Raw genomic sequence first — 12,459 nt, 5'->3', positions numbered from 1 at the left:
TCCATAACTTTAAACGCGTCTTTTCTTAGGTGGCCGGCACCCATTGTGTGGAATGGGTGTCACATCACGAATCGATAAAATATTTAACCCTGCCGCCTGCAATGCTTTAATAGCGGCTTCACGACCGGAACCCGGTCCTTTTACTTCAACATCTATGCTCTGTAAGCCCATATCCATGGCCTGTTTGGCCGCATTTTCAGCAGCGACCTGGGCGGCAAAAGGCGTACTTTTACGTGATCCTTTGTAGCCCACAACACCGGCCGATGCCCAGGATATCACATTTCCGTAAATATCCGTAATAGAAATAATCGTATTATTAAATGTGGCCTTAATATGGGCCTTACCATGTGGCTCAACACGAACTTTTTTCTTTTGTGTTCTTCTTCGTTTTGGTGATGCCAATTTTTATCTCCCCAATTTCACTTTATTTTTTCTTTTTAGCGCCAACAACACGTTTACGGCCTTTGCGCGTACGTGCATTGGTCTTGGTGCGTTGACCGCGAACCGGCAACCCGCGATAGTGACGAATGCCACGATAACAGTTGATATCCATCAACCGTTTGATGTTCATATTCACTTCGGCTTTAAGCGCACCCTCTACTTTATATTCGTTCTGAATGATCGTACGAATCTTACGAATATCTTCATCTGCTAAATCTTTAACGCGCACATTTTCATCGACACCTGCATCGGCTAAAATTTTCTGGGCCGAAGGGCGGCCAATTCCATAAATATAGGTTAAGCCAATAACCACGCGTTTATTTTTAGGTAGATCGACACCTGCTATACGAGCCAAAATTGCCTCCTATTATCCTGTTAACCTTGACGTTGTTTATGTTTTGGGTTTTTACTACAAATTACACGTACGACACCTTTACGGCGCACGATCTTGCATCCGTCGCAAATCTTCTTTACTGAGGCTCTCACTTTCATCGCACATTCCTTCTATTTATATCTGTAAACTATTCTACCACGAGTCAAATCGTATGGAGATAATTCCAAACTTACTTTATCTCCTGGCAATATTTTAATAAAATGCATGCGCATTTTTCCGGAAATGTAGGCCAGCACTTCATGGCCATTTTCCAGTTCAACAATAAATGAGGCATTGGGCAATGTTTCTTTAATTACTCCATCTACACGTATGGCTTCTTGTTTTTTACCCAAAACCTTTTCTCCTACTTTCTTTTTGATAAGATTAGCGGGCCATCATCTAAGATAGCCACAGAATGTTCGTAATGCGCCGATGGCTTCCCATCCGCTGTGCGCACGGTCCATTGATCGCTTTCCACGTAAACTTCGTGCTTTCCCATATTGATCATGGGCTCAATAGCCAGAACCATGCCCCGTTTCAACTTCATGCCGGTGCCCGCTTTCCCATAATTGGGTACCTGAGGGTCTTCATGCGGTTTAATACCAACCCCATGACCGACAAACTCGCGGACCACCGAATAGCCATGTCTTTCGACATGCTCCTGAATGGCCGCGGAAATATCGCCTACCCGGTTCCCAACTCTGGCTTGCTCTATCCCCTTGTAAAGGCTCTCTTCCGTTACCTGGCACAACCTGCGCACCGGCAAACTGACATTGCCCACCAAGAATGTGTAGGCTGCATCTCCAAAATAGCCATCCAGTTCCACGCCAATATCGATGCCGACAATATCGCCATCTTTCAATTTGTACTTTCCCGGAATGCCATGTACCACCACATCATTCACCGAAATACAGGTGGCCGCCGGAAAACCATACAGCCCCTTAAAAGCGGGTTTGGCCTTTTTCTTAAGGATAAAGTTTTCGATCTCGCGATCCAGAAGCCGAGTTTCTACCCCGGGCTCGATAAATTTTTCAATGAACGTTAAAGCTTCTGCTACAATTTCATTGCTTTTCTGAATTGCAGCAATCTGTCGATCTGATTTAAGAAAAACCATGCTCCATTAACCACGTCGGCCGCGTACACGTCCTGATTTCATAAAGCCATCGTAATGACGCATGAATAAATGGGATTCGACCTGCTGCAAAAAGTCTAGCGCAACCCCTACAATAATTAACAAACCAGTTCCTCCATAAAAGGAGGCCAGACTGTAAGGAATTTTGGCCCACTTGGCCAGCATGGCCGGAATAATGGCCACGATGGCTAAAAAGATGGAGGACGGTAAGGTAATCCTGGTTAAAATATTGTCTAAAAATTCCTGGGTCTTTTTACCAGGACGAACGCCTGGAATAAAGCCGCCCTGTTTTTTCAGGTTCTCAGCCACTTCAACCGGATTGAGGGCAATCGCTGTGTAAAAATAGGTAAAAAAGACGATCATCAAACCATACACGATCCAATAGAACCAGGAATCCATGGAAAACAGCTGCTGCAGCGACAGGAAAAAGTCGCTATCGGGCAAAAAGGTCAACAGGGTTGACGGGACAAACATAATAGCCTGGGCAAAAATAATGGGCATCACACCCGCTGTATTGACTTTTAAGGGGAAATGCGTGTTTACGCCGCCATACACCTTACGCCCCACAACCCGTTTGGCATATTGAACGGGGATTTTACGTGTTCCTTCCGTGAGCAGAACAATAAAATAGATCACAACCAAAGCCAGGCCAATGAGCATAATTTCGGCCAACAGACCTCTTTGCCCAATGGTAAACTGCTGATATTCTTCCATGATGGCAGCCGGAAATCGGGCAAGAATGCCAATGAAAATGATGAGCGAGATACCATTGCCAATGCCCTGTTGATCAATTAGCTCTCCTAACCACATGATAAGCATGGTGCCGGAGGCCATGGAAACCATAGTCAGCAACTGAAATCCCAGGCCCGGATTGGGAACGGCCAGGCGTCCATCCGGTAACTGGATACTTTGCAAAAATATGGCAACGCCAAAGGCTTGCATGGCCGAAATAAGCAGCGTTCCATAGCGCGTGTATTGCATGATTTTTTTACGGCCTTCTTCACCCTCTTTTTGCAGCTTCTGGAAGTATGGAATAACCGCGCCCAAGAGCTGAATGATAATGGACGCCGAGATGTAAGGCATAATGCCCAGGCCAAAGATCGCTGCCTTTTTAAACGCGCCACCAGCAAAAAGGTCATACAAACCAAACAGGGTGTTCTGGAATTGGCGAAATCCTTCTGCCAGCACAGCCGTATCGATTCCTGGAGTTACAATATGCGTGCCAATCCGTTCAATGCCCAGAATCATCAAAGTGAAAAGGATTTTTCTCCTTAAATCGCCAATCTTAAAGATATTTCGAAATGTTTCCAGCATCATGTTAAAGTAACTACGCCTCCAACTTTTTCGATTTTTTCCTTAGCCGATTTACTTACCGCATCGACCTGAATAGTAATTTTGCGATCAAGCTCTCCATCACCCAGCAACTTAACCGGTTGATTCTTTTTGCGAATCAGACCGGATTTAAACAGATCTTCTTTGGTGATGGTTTCCAGATCGGCTAATTTGGCCAGATCGCCCACATTGACAACCTGAAAAATGACCTTATTAATATTTTTAAAACCAAATTTGGGTAAGCGACGTTGCAAGGGCATCTGTCCACCTTCAAACCAGGCGCGCCGTTTCGCTCCGGAACGGGAACGATAGCCTTTATTGCCCTTTCCTGCTGTAACGCCCTGCCCGGAACCTTGGCCACGGCCAATGCGTTTTCTGTTTTTTGTAGCGCCTTTTGCTGGACGTAATTGACTTAAATCCATCGTCTATGATTCCTTTCCTAAAGCTCTTCCACTTTAACCAGGTGGCGTACTTTATTGATCATTCCTAATATTTGCGGTGTAGCAACATGCTCTACGCTATGGTTCATGCGATGTAAACCAAGGGCTTTAATCGTACGGCGCTGCTTTTCCGGCCGTCCGATCAAACTTCGGACCTGCGTAATTTTTATCTTCTTTTCTGCTGCTTTCTTTTTCTTTGCCATAATTTCCATTCCCTGTCACTAATTATCCACGGAATAATTTTTTAAGAGGAATCCCTCTTTTTTTAGCTACTTCTTCTGCGCTGCGCATCTCTTTTAATGCGTTAAAGGTGGCTTTGCTTACATTGTGCACATTATTAGAACCGACATTCTTGGTCAGAATATCCGTAATGCCTGCAGCTTCGCAGATAGCGCGCACCGGTCCACCGGCGATTACCCCAGTACCTGGCGCTGCCGGCTTCAGCACAACGTAGGCTGCACCATATTTACTCTTTGCCGGATGCGGAATGGTGCCATTGATGACCGACACGCGCACCAGGTTCTTTTTGGCCTGTTCCGTGCCTTTAGCAATGGCATTGATAACTTCGTTGGCTTTGCCAAGACCTAAACCGACCACTCCCTTGCCATCGCCAACCACGACCACCGCATTGAATGAAAAGCGACGACCGCCTTTTAACACCTTGGCAACACGATTAATTTGAATGACTTTTTCTTTTAGCTCTAATTCACTTGGATTGATACGTTCAACCACAACAATCTCCTAATCTTTTAAAAATCCAATCCACCTTCTCTTGCGCCATCGGCAAAGGCTTTTACACGGCCATGATAGTGATAGCCATTACGGTCAAATACAATTTTACTGACTTTTAGCTTTTTAGCCTGCTCAGCGAAAATTTTACCCAGGATTTTTGATCTTTCGGTTTTTGTTTTACCCTGTTTAACGGCTTCGGCCGCAACTTTACTCCTATCGAACATACCCATCAAAACCTTACGCTGGCTATCATCTACCAGCTGGGCATGTAAATATCGGTTGCTACGGTAAACAACCAGTCTTGGACGTTCCGTTGTTCCAACTATTTTCTTTTTTCTCTTAATTTTTCTGGACATCGCTCTCACCTTATGCTTTATTTACCTGCTGCCTTACCTGCTTTACGACGTACATATTCATTTTCGTAGCGGATTCCTTTACCTTTGTATGGTTCCGGTTTACGAAAACTTCTTATTTTGGCAGCAATCAGACCCACAAGTTCTTTATCAATTCCGGAAACAATAATTTCGGTTGGGCTGGGCGTTGTGATGGTAATGGAATCCGGCGCCGTAAAAATTATGGGATGCGAATATCCCAGGGTCAGAACCAATTTTTTACCCTTCATTTCAGCGCGATATCCCACACCAATAATTTGCAATTTTTTACTAAAGCCCTTTTCAACGCCTTCGATCATATTGGCAATCAACTGCCGGGTTAAGCCATGCAAAGAACGGCTAAACTTCGAATCATCCGGGCGCGTTACTACCACTTCATTTTCTTTCACCTCGATCGTCATCTTAGGATGCAACTGACGTTGCAATTCACCCTTAGGCCCTTTAACCACCATAAAATTATTAGCCTGTAGATCGACCGAAACTTTTTCCGGAATTGGAACTGGTAACTTTCCGATACGTGACACTTTATCTTCTCCTATTCATTACCAGATGTAACACAATACTTCACCACCGACATTCAAACGCTTTGCCTGTCGCTCAGTGAGCACACCTTTGGAAGTTGTTAATATGGCAATTCCTAAATTATTCATCACTCGTGGCAGATTATCGCTATCGGCATACACACGACGCCCGGGTTTGCTTACGCGTTCCAAATGCGTAATCACCGGTTCGTTATTTTCATCGTATTTTAGCCAGATTCGGATAATGCCCTGCTTGCCATCATCAATTACGATGTATTTTTTAATATATCCCTGTTCCAACAAAATACGCGAAATTTTGCGTTTTAAATTGGAAGCAGGAATATCCACATATTTGTGACGCGCATGCAAAGCATTGCGAATGCGAGTGAGATAATCTGCAATTGGATCTGTCATTGACATTTACTGAGTCTCCTTTCCAACTACCAGCTCGCCTTAATTACGCCGGGTATTTCGCCCTGAAGGGCTAATTCACGGAAACAGATTCTACATAGACCAAATTTGCGGTAGTACGCGCGTGGCCGGCCACAACGCTGACAACGGTTGTACTCGCGAACTTTAAATTTTTGTTTCCGTCTCTGTTTTACGATTAATGCTTTACGTGCCAAACCTGATTCCTCTTCATTTTACATTATTTTTTTCTGAATGGAAAACCTAATTCTTTCAACAATTCGTACCCTTCTTCATCGGTTTTGGCTGTGGTTACAAAGGTAACATCAAAACCGCGAATTTTATCGATATTGTCAACATTGATCTCAGGGAAGATGATCTGTTCGCGTATGCCCAGGGAATAATTACCGCGTCCGTCAAAGGACTTATCAGAAAATCCTCTGAAATCTCGAATGCGCGGTACGGCCACTGAGATAAAACGATCTAAAAATTCCCACATGTACCATTTTCGCAGGGTCACCTTGGCCCCAATTTTCATGCCCTGGCGCAACTTGAAGTTAGATACCGATTTGCGTGCTTTGGTTACAACAGGTTTTTGACCGGTAATGACCATCAAATCGTTAATGGCTCCCTCCAGGGCCTTAGGGTCCTGTGTGGCCTCTCCGACGCCTGCATTAATACTGATTTTGACCAGCTTGGGTACCTGATGAATATTTTTGTAACCAAACTTTTCCATCAGGTGCGGTACGACTTCTTTCTGGTATTTTTCTAAAAGTCTCGGATAATAATCTGCCATTGTTCTACTCCATCATCGCTATTCATTATCAGGAATTATTTCGCCCTGACATTCGGGATTCTTACAATAACGCACTTTGCTGCCATCATCTAAATACTTATACCCAATGCGAGTTGTGGTATTAAATTTTGTATTGTAATACATTACATTGGAAACATGAATGGGCGCTTCTTTTTCAATAATGCCGCCCTGAGGGTTTTGCTGGCTGGGACGCATGTGTCGCTTAACCAGATTAACGCCTTCCACAATAATGCGTTCTTTATCAGGGAATACTTTAAGCACCTTGCCAATTTTCCCTTTGTATTTGTAAGAACCAGCAATAACTTTTACTGTATCGCCTTTACGAATTTTCATTTTTTTCCATCCCGTCTTATTTTACAATACTTCTGGTGCCAAAGATACAATTTTCATAAATTGTTTTTCGCGCAGTTCGCGGGCAACCGGGCCAAAAATACGGGTCCCTCTGGGTTCCAACTGATTATCGAGCAATACAGCGGCATTATCATCAAAGCGGATATATGTTCCATCCGCACGGCGAATTTCTTTTTTGGTCCGGACAATAACGGCTTTGGCCACATCACCTTTTTTAACCTGACCGCCAGGAATAGCGCTTTTGACCGAAACCACGATGATATCGCCAATGGTACCGTATTTTTTACCGGAGCTCCCCAGAATGCGGATGCACATCACCTTTTGAGCACCCGAATTGTCAGCCACGTTGAGTTTAGTGTATTCTTGTACCATTTTTCAGATTCCCTATTTCACTTTTTCTACAATTTCAACAAGACGCCAGCGTTTGGTTCTGCTGAGCGGTCTGGTCTCCATAATTTTTACTACATCACCTTCGCTACACTCGTTTTTGGGATCGTGCGCTTTAAACTTCACCGTCTTTTTTACAAACTTACCGTAGATCGGATGTCTGAATCGACGTTCTACCGCCACAGTGATTGTTTTATCCATTTTGTTGCTGACTACAGTTCCGACTCGAACTTTACGCAAGCCACGTTTTGTTTCCATAGTTTACCCACTACTTTTGTTGTAAAATTCCTAATTCATGTTGTCTGATAAAAGTCTTTATTCTGGCAATTTCGCGACGAACGGTACGAATACGCATGGGATTGGATAACTCATGCGTAGCTTTTTGTAACAATAAATTTTCGTATTCTTCTTTTGCTTCGGCCAGTTTCGCCTGTAATTCTTCCAGAGTTAAGCCCTTCAAATCTTCTTTGCTTTTCATTGCTATTACTCCCGCTATTCGCTAACCACAAATTTTGTTTTGATGGGCAATTTATGTGAGGCCAAACGCATGGCTTCTTTGGCCAGCTCTTCAGAAACGCCTTCCAACTCAAACAGGATGCGCCCCGGTCTGACAACAGCCACCCAATATTCAGGCGAACCTTTTCCTTTGCCCATGCGTGTTTCGGCCGGTTTTTTAGTCACCGGTTTGTCCGGGAAAATACGAATCCACACCTTACCACCACGACGAATATGACGTGTGATCGCAATACGGGCCGCTTCAATCTGGCGGCTGGTGATCCAGGCCGGTTCCAGGGCCTTTAACCCGTATTTACCGAAGGCAATGTAATGACCGGACTGCGCATTGCCCTTCATTCGGCCACGCTGTTGTTTACGATATTTTACTCTTTTGGGCATTAACATGAGAACGAACTCCTACTCTCTGCTACAGTACCTTACCAATAACTTCACCATGAAAAATCCAGACCTTAACCCCGATGGTACCATACGTGGTAACCGCATCGTACTGCGCATAATCTACATCTGCACGCAGGGTATGCAGGGGAATTCGGCCATCTTTGTACATTTCGGAACGGGCCATTTCAGCCCCTCCCAGGCGGCCGGAACACATAATCTTAATTCCTTCGGCGCCTAAACGCATGGCCGACGTAATGGCTTTTTTCATGGCCCGACGCCAGCTCACTTTGCCTTCGATCTGGCGAGCAATGTTTTCGGCCACCAGATAGGCATCTAATTCCGGCTTTTTAATTTCGTTAATATTGATCTGAATATCTTTTTTTGTCCATCCCTGCAATTCAAGACGCAATTTTTCCACCTCTGCGCCCTTTTTTCCGATCACGATTCCTGGACGCGCTGTGTAAATGCTGATGGTGACACGCTTGGCTGTTCTCTCGATTTCAATTTTTGAAACCGCCGCTTTAGAAAGACGCTCACGAAGATATTTACGAATCGCTAGATCTTCATGTAATTTTTCGGCGTAATTTCTTTGATCAAACCAGCTACTGTTCCAGGATTTAATAATGCCTAAACGCAAGCCGATCGGATTTGTCTTCTGTCCCAAACCTGATTCTCCTCTATTTATCGCTTAGCTCAAATGTTCAACCACGATGGTTAGATGTGATGTCCGTTTTCTAATGCGTCCGGCGCGCCCCATGGACATAGGACGGAACCGTTTTAAGGTTGGCCCACCATCGACGTACGCTTTTTTAATCCAAACCTCCCGCATGTCCAGGCGCCGGCCTTCTTCTTTAAGTCCTAAATTGGCAAAAGCCGAACGAATGGTTGCACTGATCGGTTTTGCGGCCCGCTTGTTGGTAAAGTGCAGCACGTCCAGCGCTTCTTCTACGCTCTTCCCTTTGACCAACTGCAAAACCTGACGCATTTTTCGTGGTGAAACTCGAATATATTTGGTTTTTGCAACAGCTTCCATCATTTACTCCATATTTATCTTACGCGGCTCATTCTTTCCGCTAACTTACCACCATGCCCTCTAAAAGTGCGCGTCGGGGCAAATTCACCAAGTTTATGTCCTACCATGTTTTCACTGATGTACACCGGTACAAATTTGTGCCCGTTATGAACAGCAATGGTATGGCCTACAAAATCCGGCGGAATCATGCTGCGCCGGGCCCAGGTTTTGACAACTACTTTTTTCCCTTCTTCATTCAGCTTTTGAATTTTCTTCATCAAACTGGAATCAATATAGGGTCCTTTTTTTATTGATCTTGCCATGCCTGCATTCTCTCCATTTATTTACGACGCTTTACGATGTAAGCATCTGACTTTTTGTTCTTTTTACGCGTTTTAAACCCCTTGGCTAACTGGCCCCAGGGCGAAACCGGATGGCCACCGCCCGAGGTTTTGCCTTCGCCACCGCCCATCGGATGATCAATGGGGTTCATGGCCACACCACGCACATGGGGTCTACGCCCCAACCAGCGCGAACGGCCTGCTTTACCAATTGAAATGTTCATGTGATCAATGTTGGACACCTGACCGATCGTAGCGTAACAGCGGGCATGAATTTTACGCATTTCGCCGGAAGGCAATTTTACCAGGGCAAATTTTCCTTCTTTGGCCGCCAATTGCGCCGAAGTACCCGCGCTACGTACCAATTGAGCGCCTTTCTTTTCCCGCAACTCAATGGCATGAATGGTCAAACCTACAGGAATCTTCTCCATGGGTAGGGCATTGCCCACGCGAATCTCAGCCTTTTCTCCAGCCATGATGGTATCGCCTACCTTCAGACCGTCCGGAGCTAAAATGTAGCGCCGTTCGCCATCCGCATATTTTACCAGAGCAATGCGTGCCGTACGATTGGGATCGTACTCGATCGTCTCCACGGTTGCCGGAATATCTCTCTTGTCCCTTTTGAAATCGATGATACGATATCTGCGTTTATGACCGCCGCCCCGGTGACGTGAAGTAATGCGTCCATTATTGTTACGTCCCCCGCTCTTTTTTAAGGGCTGCAGCAGCGGACGATACGGGGTATCGGTGGTAATTTCAGCAAAATCACTTACCGTCTTAAAGCGCAATGCCGGCGTTATCGGTTTATATGTTTTGATTCCCATCAGACTACTCCACTCGCATTTTAAGCATTTGTAAATAGATCAATTGATTCACCTTCGTGCAGGGTCACAATAGCCTTCTTCCATGTCGGACGACGGCCTTCAAAGCGCCCCGCTCGCGTTAATTGTGAACGTTTCTTCCCGTACACCACCATGGTGCGCACAGATTTTACCTTAACACCAAATTTCTTTTCTACGGCCTGTTTGATCTCAATTTTATTGGCTTTATTGTTGACCTTAAAAGCGTACTTGTTCAATTCATCCTGTAAACGGGCCATCTTTTCGGTGAAAATCGGTGCAATTAATATCTGTTTCTCTTTCATTGGGCCAGTACCTCATTAACTTTTTTAACAGCGCCTTCCTGAAACAATACGGTGTCTGCCCTTAACACATCATAGGTGGAAAAGGTGATATTTTCACGCACCTGCACATTGTACAGGTTAGCTGCAGACTTAACCAGGGTTGGCGCATATGCGGTTGTACACAACAGAACCTTCTTATTTTCCAGATTCAGATTTTTCAACAGACTGATAATATCTTTTGTCGAAGGCTTTTCATAGTTAAAATCCTGCACAACCATCACCTTGTTTTCTTTAGCCTTGTAACTCAATGCTGATCGACGCGCCAGTTTTTTCACCTTTTTATTCACCTTTTGCGAATAATCACGCGGTTGAGGACCAAATACGCGGCCACCGCCAACCATGTGCGGCGCACGAATCGTACCCTGTCTGGCACGTCCGGTGCCTTTTTGACGGAACGGTTTTTTACCGCCGCCAGAAACCGCGGAACGATTTTTTGTTGCGTGGGTTCCCTGACGACGATTGGCCAGAATGGCTTTCACATCCAGCCAGATCACATGGTCATTGGGCGTAATGCCAAAAACCCTGTCATCCAATTCTATTTCATTCTGCGTCTTTTGTCCATCTATTCCGTAAACATTTACCTTCATGATGCACCTGTTCCAGCTTATTTAGTTCTAATTTCTACCAAAGAATTCCGGGCACCAGGCACTGCCCCTTTAAGGAACAGTAAATTATTTTCCGGATCTACTTTAACAACTTTAACATTAACCAGCGTATGACGTTTGCCTCCCATGCGCCCGGCCATTTTCATGCCCTTGAATACTCGGGAGGGGTATGAACTTTGACCAATGGAACCTGGGGCGCGTAAACGATCGGACTGACCGTGCGTTTTGGGTCCGCCACCAAATCCATGCCGTTTAACGACCCCCTGAAACCCTTTGCCTTTACTTTTGCCGGAAACCTTTACCGCATTGCCTGGTTTTAAAATATCGACCTTAATTTCATCGCCCACTTTTAAACCATGGTCTGCACCAAAATCGAATTCTACCAGATGGCGTTTGGGACCTACACCGGCTTTTTTGAAATGTCCAAGCAGAGGCTTTGTCACACGCTTTTCTTTGATGTCGCCAAAGGCCAGCTGTACAGCATCGTAACCATCAGCCTCTTTGGTTTTGATCTGGGTAACGTAACAGGGGCCTGCCTTGACCACGGTTACCGGCACCACCAGACCATTCTCATCAAAGATCTGCGTCATTCCTATCTTATATCCTAAAATACCAGCCATTACTCACTCCGAAGCTTGCTTATCAGGTTTTAATTTCAATATCCACACCAGCCGGTAATTCCAATTTCATCAATGCATCCACTGTTTTACCGGTAGCGTTCAAAATATCGATTAATCTTTTGTGAATTCTTGTCTCGAACTGTTCTCGCGACTTTTTATTAACGTGCGGTGAGCGTAAAACGGTGTAAACCGATCGATCGGTCGGCAAGGGGATGGGCCCCGAAATCACCGCACCGGTGGCTTTGGCTGTACGAATAATCTTATCTGCAGATTTATCGATCAAATTGTGATCGTATGCTTTGAGCCGAATTCTTATTTTTTGATTAGCCACGCTTCCACCTCTTCAATTTTTATTCAATAATTTCTGTAACAACACCAGCACCTACCGTACGACCGCCCTCACGAATTGCAAAACGCAACTCTTTCTCCAGAGCGATCTCTTTCTGCAATTCTACTTCCATAGTGATGTTATCACCAG

The 12,459-nt window shown here is 45.0% G+C and carries 28 protein-coding genes; all 28 read right to left on the bottom strand.

Annotation, left to right across the window (positions count from 1 at the left end; genetic code table 11):
* Positions 1-9: 9 nt before the first annotated feature.
* Positions 10-402: a 30S ribosomal protein S11 gene (gene rpsK, locus ACWB0I_RS11900; protein WP_479388285.1), complete on the bottom strand. Its 393-nt coding sequence runs from the start codon at positions 400-402 to the stop codon at positions 10-12.
* A 22-nt stretch (positions 403-424) separates the two neighbouring features.
* Positions 425-796, bottom strand: coding sequence for a 30S ribosomal protein S13 (rpsM, locus tag ACWB0I_RS11895; RefSeq protein ID WP_479388284.1), 372 nt, complete (start codon positions 794-796; stop codon positions 425-427).
* Positions 797-816: 20 nt separating this feature from the next.
* Positions 817-933 (bottom strand): 50S ribosomal protein L36, encoded by a 117-nt coding sequence (gene rpmJ / locus ACWB0I_RS11890; protein ID WP_006928935.1) that lies wholly within the window; start codon positions 931-933, stop codon positions 817-819.
* A gap of 12 nt (positions 934-945) precedes the next feature.
* On the bottom strand, positions 946-1,167 hold the full coding sequence (gene infA / locus ACWB0I_RS11885; RefSeq protein ID WP_006928934.1) for a translation initiation factor IF-1: 222 nt from the start codon (positions 1,165-1,167) through the stop codon (positions 946-948).
* Between the two features lie 11 nt (positions 1,168-1,178).
* The gene (gene map, locus ACWB0I_RS11880) at positions 1,179-1,928 is read right to left on the bottom strand and encodes a type I methionyl aminopeptidase (protein ID WP_479388283.1); all 750 of its coding nucleotides are present in this window, start codon (positions 1,926-1,928) and stop codon (positions 1,179-1,181) included.
* Between the two features lie 6 nt (positions 1,929-1,934).
* A complete protein-coding gene (gene secY / locus ACWB0I_RS11875) occupies positions 1,935-3,263 on the bottom strand; it encodes a preprotein translocase subunit SecY (RefSeq protein ID WP_479388282.1) in 1,329 nt (442 codons plus the stop codon).
* Positions 3,260-3,700: a 50S ribosomal protein L15 gene (rplO, locus tag ACWB0I_RS11870; RefSeq protein WP_479388281.1), complete on the bottom strand. Its 441-nt coding sequence runs from the start codon at positions 3,698-3,700 to the stop codon at positions 3,260-3,262. The genes secY and rplO overlap by 4 nt, the downstream gene beginning before the upstream one ends.
* Before the next feature lie 17 nt (positions 3,701-3,717).
* The gene (gene rpmD / locus ACWB0I_RS11865; protein ID WP_479388280.1) at positions 3,718-3,921 is read right to left on the bottom strand and encodes a 50S ribosomal protein L30; all 204 of its coding nucleotides are present in this window, start codon (positions 3,919-3,921) and stop codon (positions 3,718-3,720) included.
* A gap of 22 nt (positions 3,922-3,943) precedes the next feature.
* Positions 3,944-4,450, bottom strand: a complete 507-nt coding sequence (gene rpsE, locus ACWB0I_RS11860; RefSeq protein ID WP_479388279.1) for a 30S ribosomal protein S5 — start codon at positions 4,448-4,450, stop codon at positions 3,944-3,946.
* A gap of 17 nt (positions 4,451-4,467) precedes the next feature.
* Positions 4,468-4,806: a 50S ribosomal protein L18 gene (rplR, locus tag ACWB0I_RS11855; protein WP_479388278.1), complete on the bottom strand. Its 339-nt coding sequence runs from the start codon at positions 4,804-4,806 to the stop codon at positions 4,468-4,470.
* A gap of 17 nt (positions 4,807-4,823) precedes the next feature.
* Positions 4,824-5,366 (bottom strand): 50S ribosomal protein L6, encoded by a 543-nt coding sequence (gene rplF, locus ACWB0I_RS11850; protein ID WP_479388277.1) that lies wholly within the window; start codon positions 5,364-5,366, stop codon positions 4,824-4,826.
* A gap of 18 nt (positions 5,367-5,384) precedes the next feature.
* Positions 5,385-5,783: a 30S ribosomal protein S8 gene (rpsH, locus tag ACWB0I_RS11845; RefSeq protein WP_479388276.1), complete on the bottom strand. Its 399-nt coding sequence runs from the start codon at positions 5,781-5,783 to the stop codon at positions 5,385-5,387.
* 20 nt (positions 5,784-5,803) lie between these two features.
* Positions 5,804-5,989: a type Z 30S ribosomal protein S14 gene (locus ACWB0I_RS11840; RefSeq protein WP_006928925.1), complete on the bottom strand. Its 186-nt coding sequence runs from the start codon at positions 5,987-5,989 to the stop codon at positions 5,804-5,806.
* Positions 5,990-6,012: 23 nt separating this feature from the next.
* Positions 6,013-6,567 carry a 50S ribosomal protein L5 gene (rplE, locus tag ACWB0I_RS11835; RefSeq protein WP_479388275.1) on the bottom strand — a complete coding sequence of 185 codons (555 nt, stop codon included), beginning with the start codon at positions 6,565-6,567 and terminating at the stop codon, positions 6,013-6,015.
* An 18-nt stretch (positions 6,568-6,585) separates the two neighbouring features.
* The gene (gene rplX, locus ACWB0I_RS11830; RefSeq protein WP_479388274.1) at positions 6,586-6,921 is read right to left on the bottom strand and encodes a 50S ribosomal protein L24; all 336 of its coding nucleotides are present in this window, start codon (positions 6,919-6,921) and stop codon (positions 6,586-6,588) included.
* 21 nt (positions 6,922-6,942) lie between these two features.
* On the bottom strand, positions 6,943-7,311 hold the full coding sequence (rplN, locus tag ACWB0I_RS11825; protein WP_479388273.1) for a 50S ribosomal protein L14: 369 nt from the start codon (positions 7,309-7,311) through the stop codon (positions 6,943-6,945).
* Between the two features lie 12 nt (positions 7,312-7,323).
* Positions 7,324-7,584, bottom strand: a complete 261-nt coding sequence (gene rpsQ / locus ACWB0I_RS11820; RefSeq protein WP_479388272.1) for a 30S ribosomal protein S17 — start codon at positions 7,582-7,584, stop codon at positions 7,324-7,326.
* A gap of 10 nt (positions 7,585-7,594) precedes the next feature.
* Complete coding sequence (rpmC, locus tag ACWB0I_RS11815) at positions 7,595-7,804, bottom strand: 50S ribosomal protein L29 (RefSeq protein ID WP_479388271.1); 210 nt, start codon at positions 7,802-7,804, stop codon at positions 7,595-7,597.
* A gap of 14 nt (positions 7,805-7,818) precedes the next feature.
* Positions 7,819-8,226, bottom strand: coding sequence for a 50S ribosomal protein L16 (gene rplP / locus ACWB0I_RS11810; protein WP_479388270.1), 408 nt, complete (start codon positions 8,224-8,226; stop codon positions 7,819-7,821).
* Between the two features lie 22 nt (positions 8,227-8,248).
* Positions 8,249-8,884, bottom strand: a complete 636-nt coding sequence (gene rpsC, locus ACWB0I_RS11805; RefSeq protein WP_479388269.1) for a 30S ribosomal protein S3 — start codon at positions 8,882-8,884, stop codon at positions 8,249-8,251.
* Between the two features lie 24 nt (positions 8,885-8,908).
* On the bottom strand, positions 8,909-9,253 hold the full coding sequence (gene rplV, locus ACWB0I_RS11800; RefSeq protein ID WP_479388302.1) for a 50S ribosomal protein L22: 345 nt from the start codon (positions 9,251-9,253) through the stop codon (positions 8,909-8,911).
* Positions 9,254-9,267: 14 nt separating this feature from the next.
* Complete coding sequence (gene rpsS, locus ACWB0I_RS11795) at positions 9,268-9,555, bottom strand: 30S ribosomal protein S19 (RefSeq protein WP_479388268.1); 288 nt, start codon at positions 9,553-9,555, stop codon at positions 9,268-9,270.
* A gap of 17 nt (positions 9,556-9,572) precedes the next feature.
* The gene (gene rplB / locus ACWB0I_RS11790; RefSeq protein ID WP_479388267.1) at positions 9,573-10,397 is read right to left on the bottom strand and encodes a 50S ribosomal protein L2; all 825 of its coding nucleotides are present in this window, start codon (positions 10,395-10,397) and stop codon (positions 9,573-9,575) included.
* A gap of 20 nt (positions 10,398-10,417) precedes the next feature.
* Positions 10,418-10,717: a 50S ribosomal protein L23 gene (gene rplW, locus ACWB0I_RS11785; RefSeq protein WP_479388266.1), complete on the bottom strand. Its 300-nt coding sequence runs from the start codon at positions 10,715-10,717 to the stop codon at positions 10,418-10,420.
* Positions 10,714-11,343 carry a 50S ribosomal protein L4 gene (gene rplD, locus ACWB0I_RS11780; RefSeq protein ID WP_479388265.1) on the bottom strand — a complete coding sequence of 210 codons (630 nt, stop codon included), beginning with the start codon at positions 11,341-11,343 and terminating at the stop codon, positions 10,714-10,716. Before rplD ends, rplW begins: the two co-directional genes overlap by 4 nt.
* A 17-nt stretch (positions 11,344-11,360) precedes the next feature.
* On the bottom strand, positions 11,361-11,981 hold the full coding sequence (gene rplC, locus ACWB0I_RS11775; RefSeq protein WP_479388264.1) for a 50S ribosomal protein L3: 621 nt from the start codon (positions 11,979-11,981) through the stop codon (positions 11,361-11,363).
* A 22-nt stretch (positions 11,982-12,003) separates the two neighbouring features.
* Complete coding sequence (rpsJ, locus tag ACWB0I_RS11770) at positions 12,004-12,312, bottom strand: 30S ribosomal protein S10 (protein ID WP_479388263.1); 309 nt, start codon at positions 12,310-12,312, stop codon at positions 12,004-12,006.
* 19 nt (positions 12,313-12,331) lie between these two features.
* The coding region (locus ACWB0I_RS11765; RefSeq protein ID WP_479388301.1) for an EF-Tu C-terminal domain-related protein at positions 12,332-12,459 on the bottom strand (128 nt) is incomplete at its 5' end.

Source organism: Caldithrix sp. (assembly GCF_056497305.1).
This window is presented reverse-complemented; position numbering and strand designations above follow the sequence as displayed.

Coding starts and splice junctions, on each gene's coding strand:
- rpmJ (WP_006928935.1), bottom strand. CDS start 933: ATGAAAGTGAGAGCCTCAGTAAAGAAGATTTGCGACGGATGCAAGATC.
- map (WP_479388283.1), bottom strand. CDS start 1,928: ATGGTTTTTCTTAAATCAGATCGACAGATTGCTGCAATTCAGAAAAGC.
- secY (WP_479388282.1), bottom strand. CDS start 3,263: ATGATGCTGGAAACATTTCGAAATATCTTTAAGATTGGCGATTTAAGG.
- rplO (WP_479388281.1), bottom strand. CDS start 3,700: ATGGATTTAAGTCAATTACGTCCAGCAAAAGGCGCTACAAAAAACAGA.
- rpmD (WP_479388280.1), bottom strand. CDS start 3,921: ATGGCAAAGAAAAAGAAAGCAGCAGAAAAGAAGATAAAAATTACGCAG.
- rplR (WP_479388278.1), bottom strand. CDS start 4,806: ATGTCCAGAAAAATTAAGAGAAAAAAGAAAATAGTTGGAACAACGGAA.
- rpsH (WP_479388276.1), bottom strand. CDS start 5,783: ATGTCAATGACAGATCCAATTGCAGATTATCTCACTCGCATTCGCAAT.
- rplE (WP_479388275.1), bottom strand. CDS start 6,567: ATGGCAGATTATTATCCGAGACTTTTAGAAAAATACCAGAAAGAAGTC.
- rplX (WP_479388274.1), bottom strand. CDS start 6,921: ATGAAAATTCGTAAAGGCGATACAGTAAAAGTTATTGCTGGTTCTTAC.
- rplN (WP_479388273.1), bottom strand. CDS start 7,311: ATGGTACAAGAATACACTAAACTCAACGTGGCTGACAATTCGGGTGCT.
- rpsQ (WP_479388272.1), bottom strand. CDS start 7,584: ATGGAAACAAAACGTGGCTTGCGTAAAGTTCGAGTCGGAACTGTAGTC.
- rpmC (WP_479388271.1), bottom strand. CDS start 7,804: ATGAAAAGCAAAGAAGATTTGAAGGGCTTAACTCTGGAAGAATTACAG.
- rplP (WP_479388270.1), bottom strand. CDS start 8,226: ATGTTAATGCCCAAAAGAGTAAAATATCGTAAACAACAGCGTGGCCGA.
- rplV (WP_479388302.1), bottom strand. CDS start 9,253: ATGGAAGCTGTTGCAAAAACCAAATATATTCGAGTTTCACCACGAAAA.
- rpsS (WP_479388268.1), bottom strand. CDS start 9,555: ATGGCAAGATCAATAAAAAAAGGACCCTATATTGATTCCAGTTTGATG.
- rplB (WP_479388267.1), bottom strand. CDS start 10,397: ATGGGAATCAAAACATATAAACCGATAACGCCGGCATTGCGCTTTAAG.
- rplW (WP_479388266.1), bottom strand. CDS start 10,717: ATGAAAGAGAAACAGATATTAATTGCACCGATTTTCACCGAAAAGATG.
- rplD (WP_479388265.1), bottom strand. CDS start 11,343: ATGAAGGTAAATGTTTACGGAATAGATGGACAAAAGACGCAGAATGAA.
- rplC (WP_479388264.1), bottom strand. CDS start 11,981: ATGGCTGGTATTTTAGGATATAAGATAGGAATGACGCAGATCTTTGAT.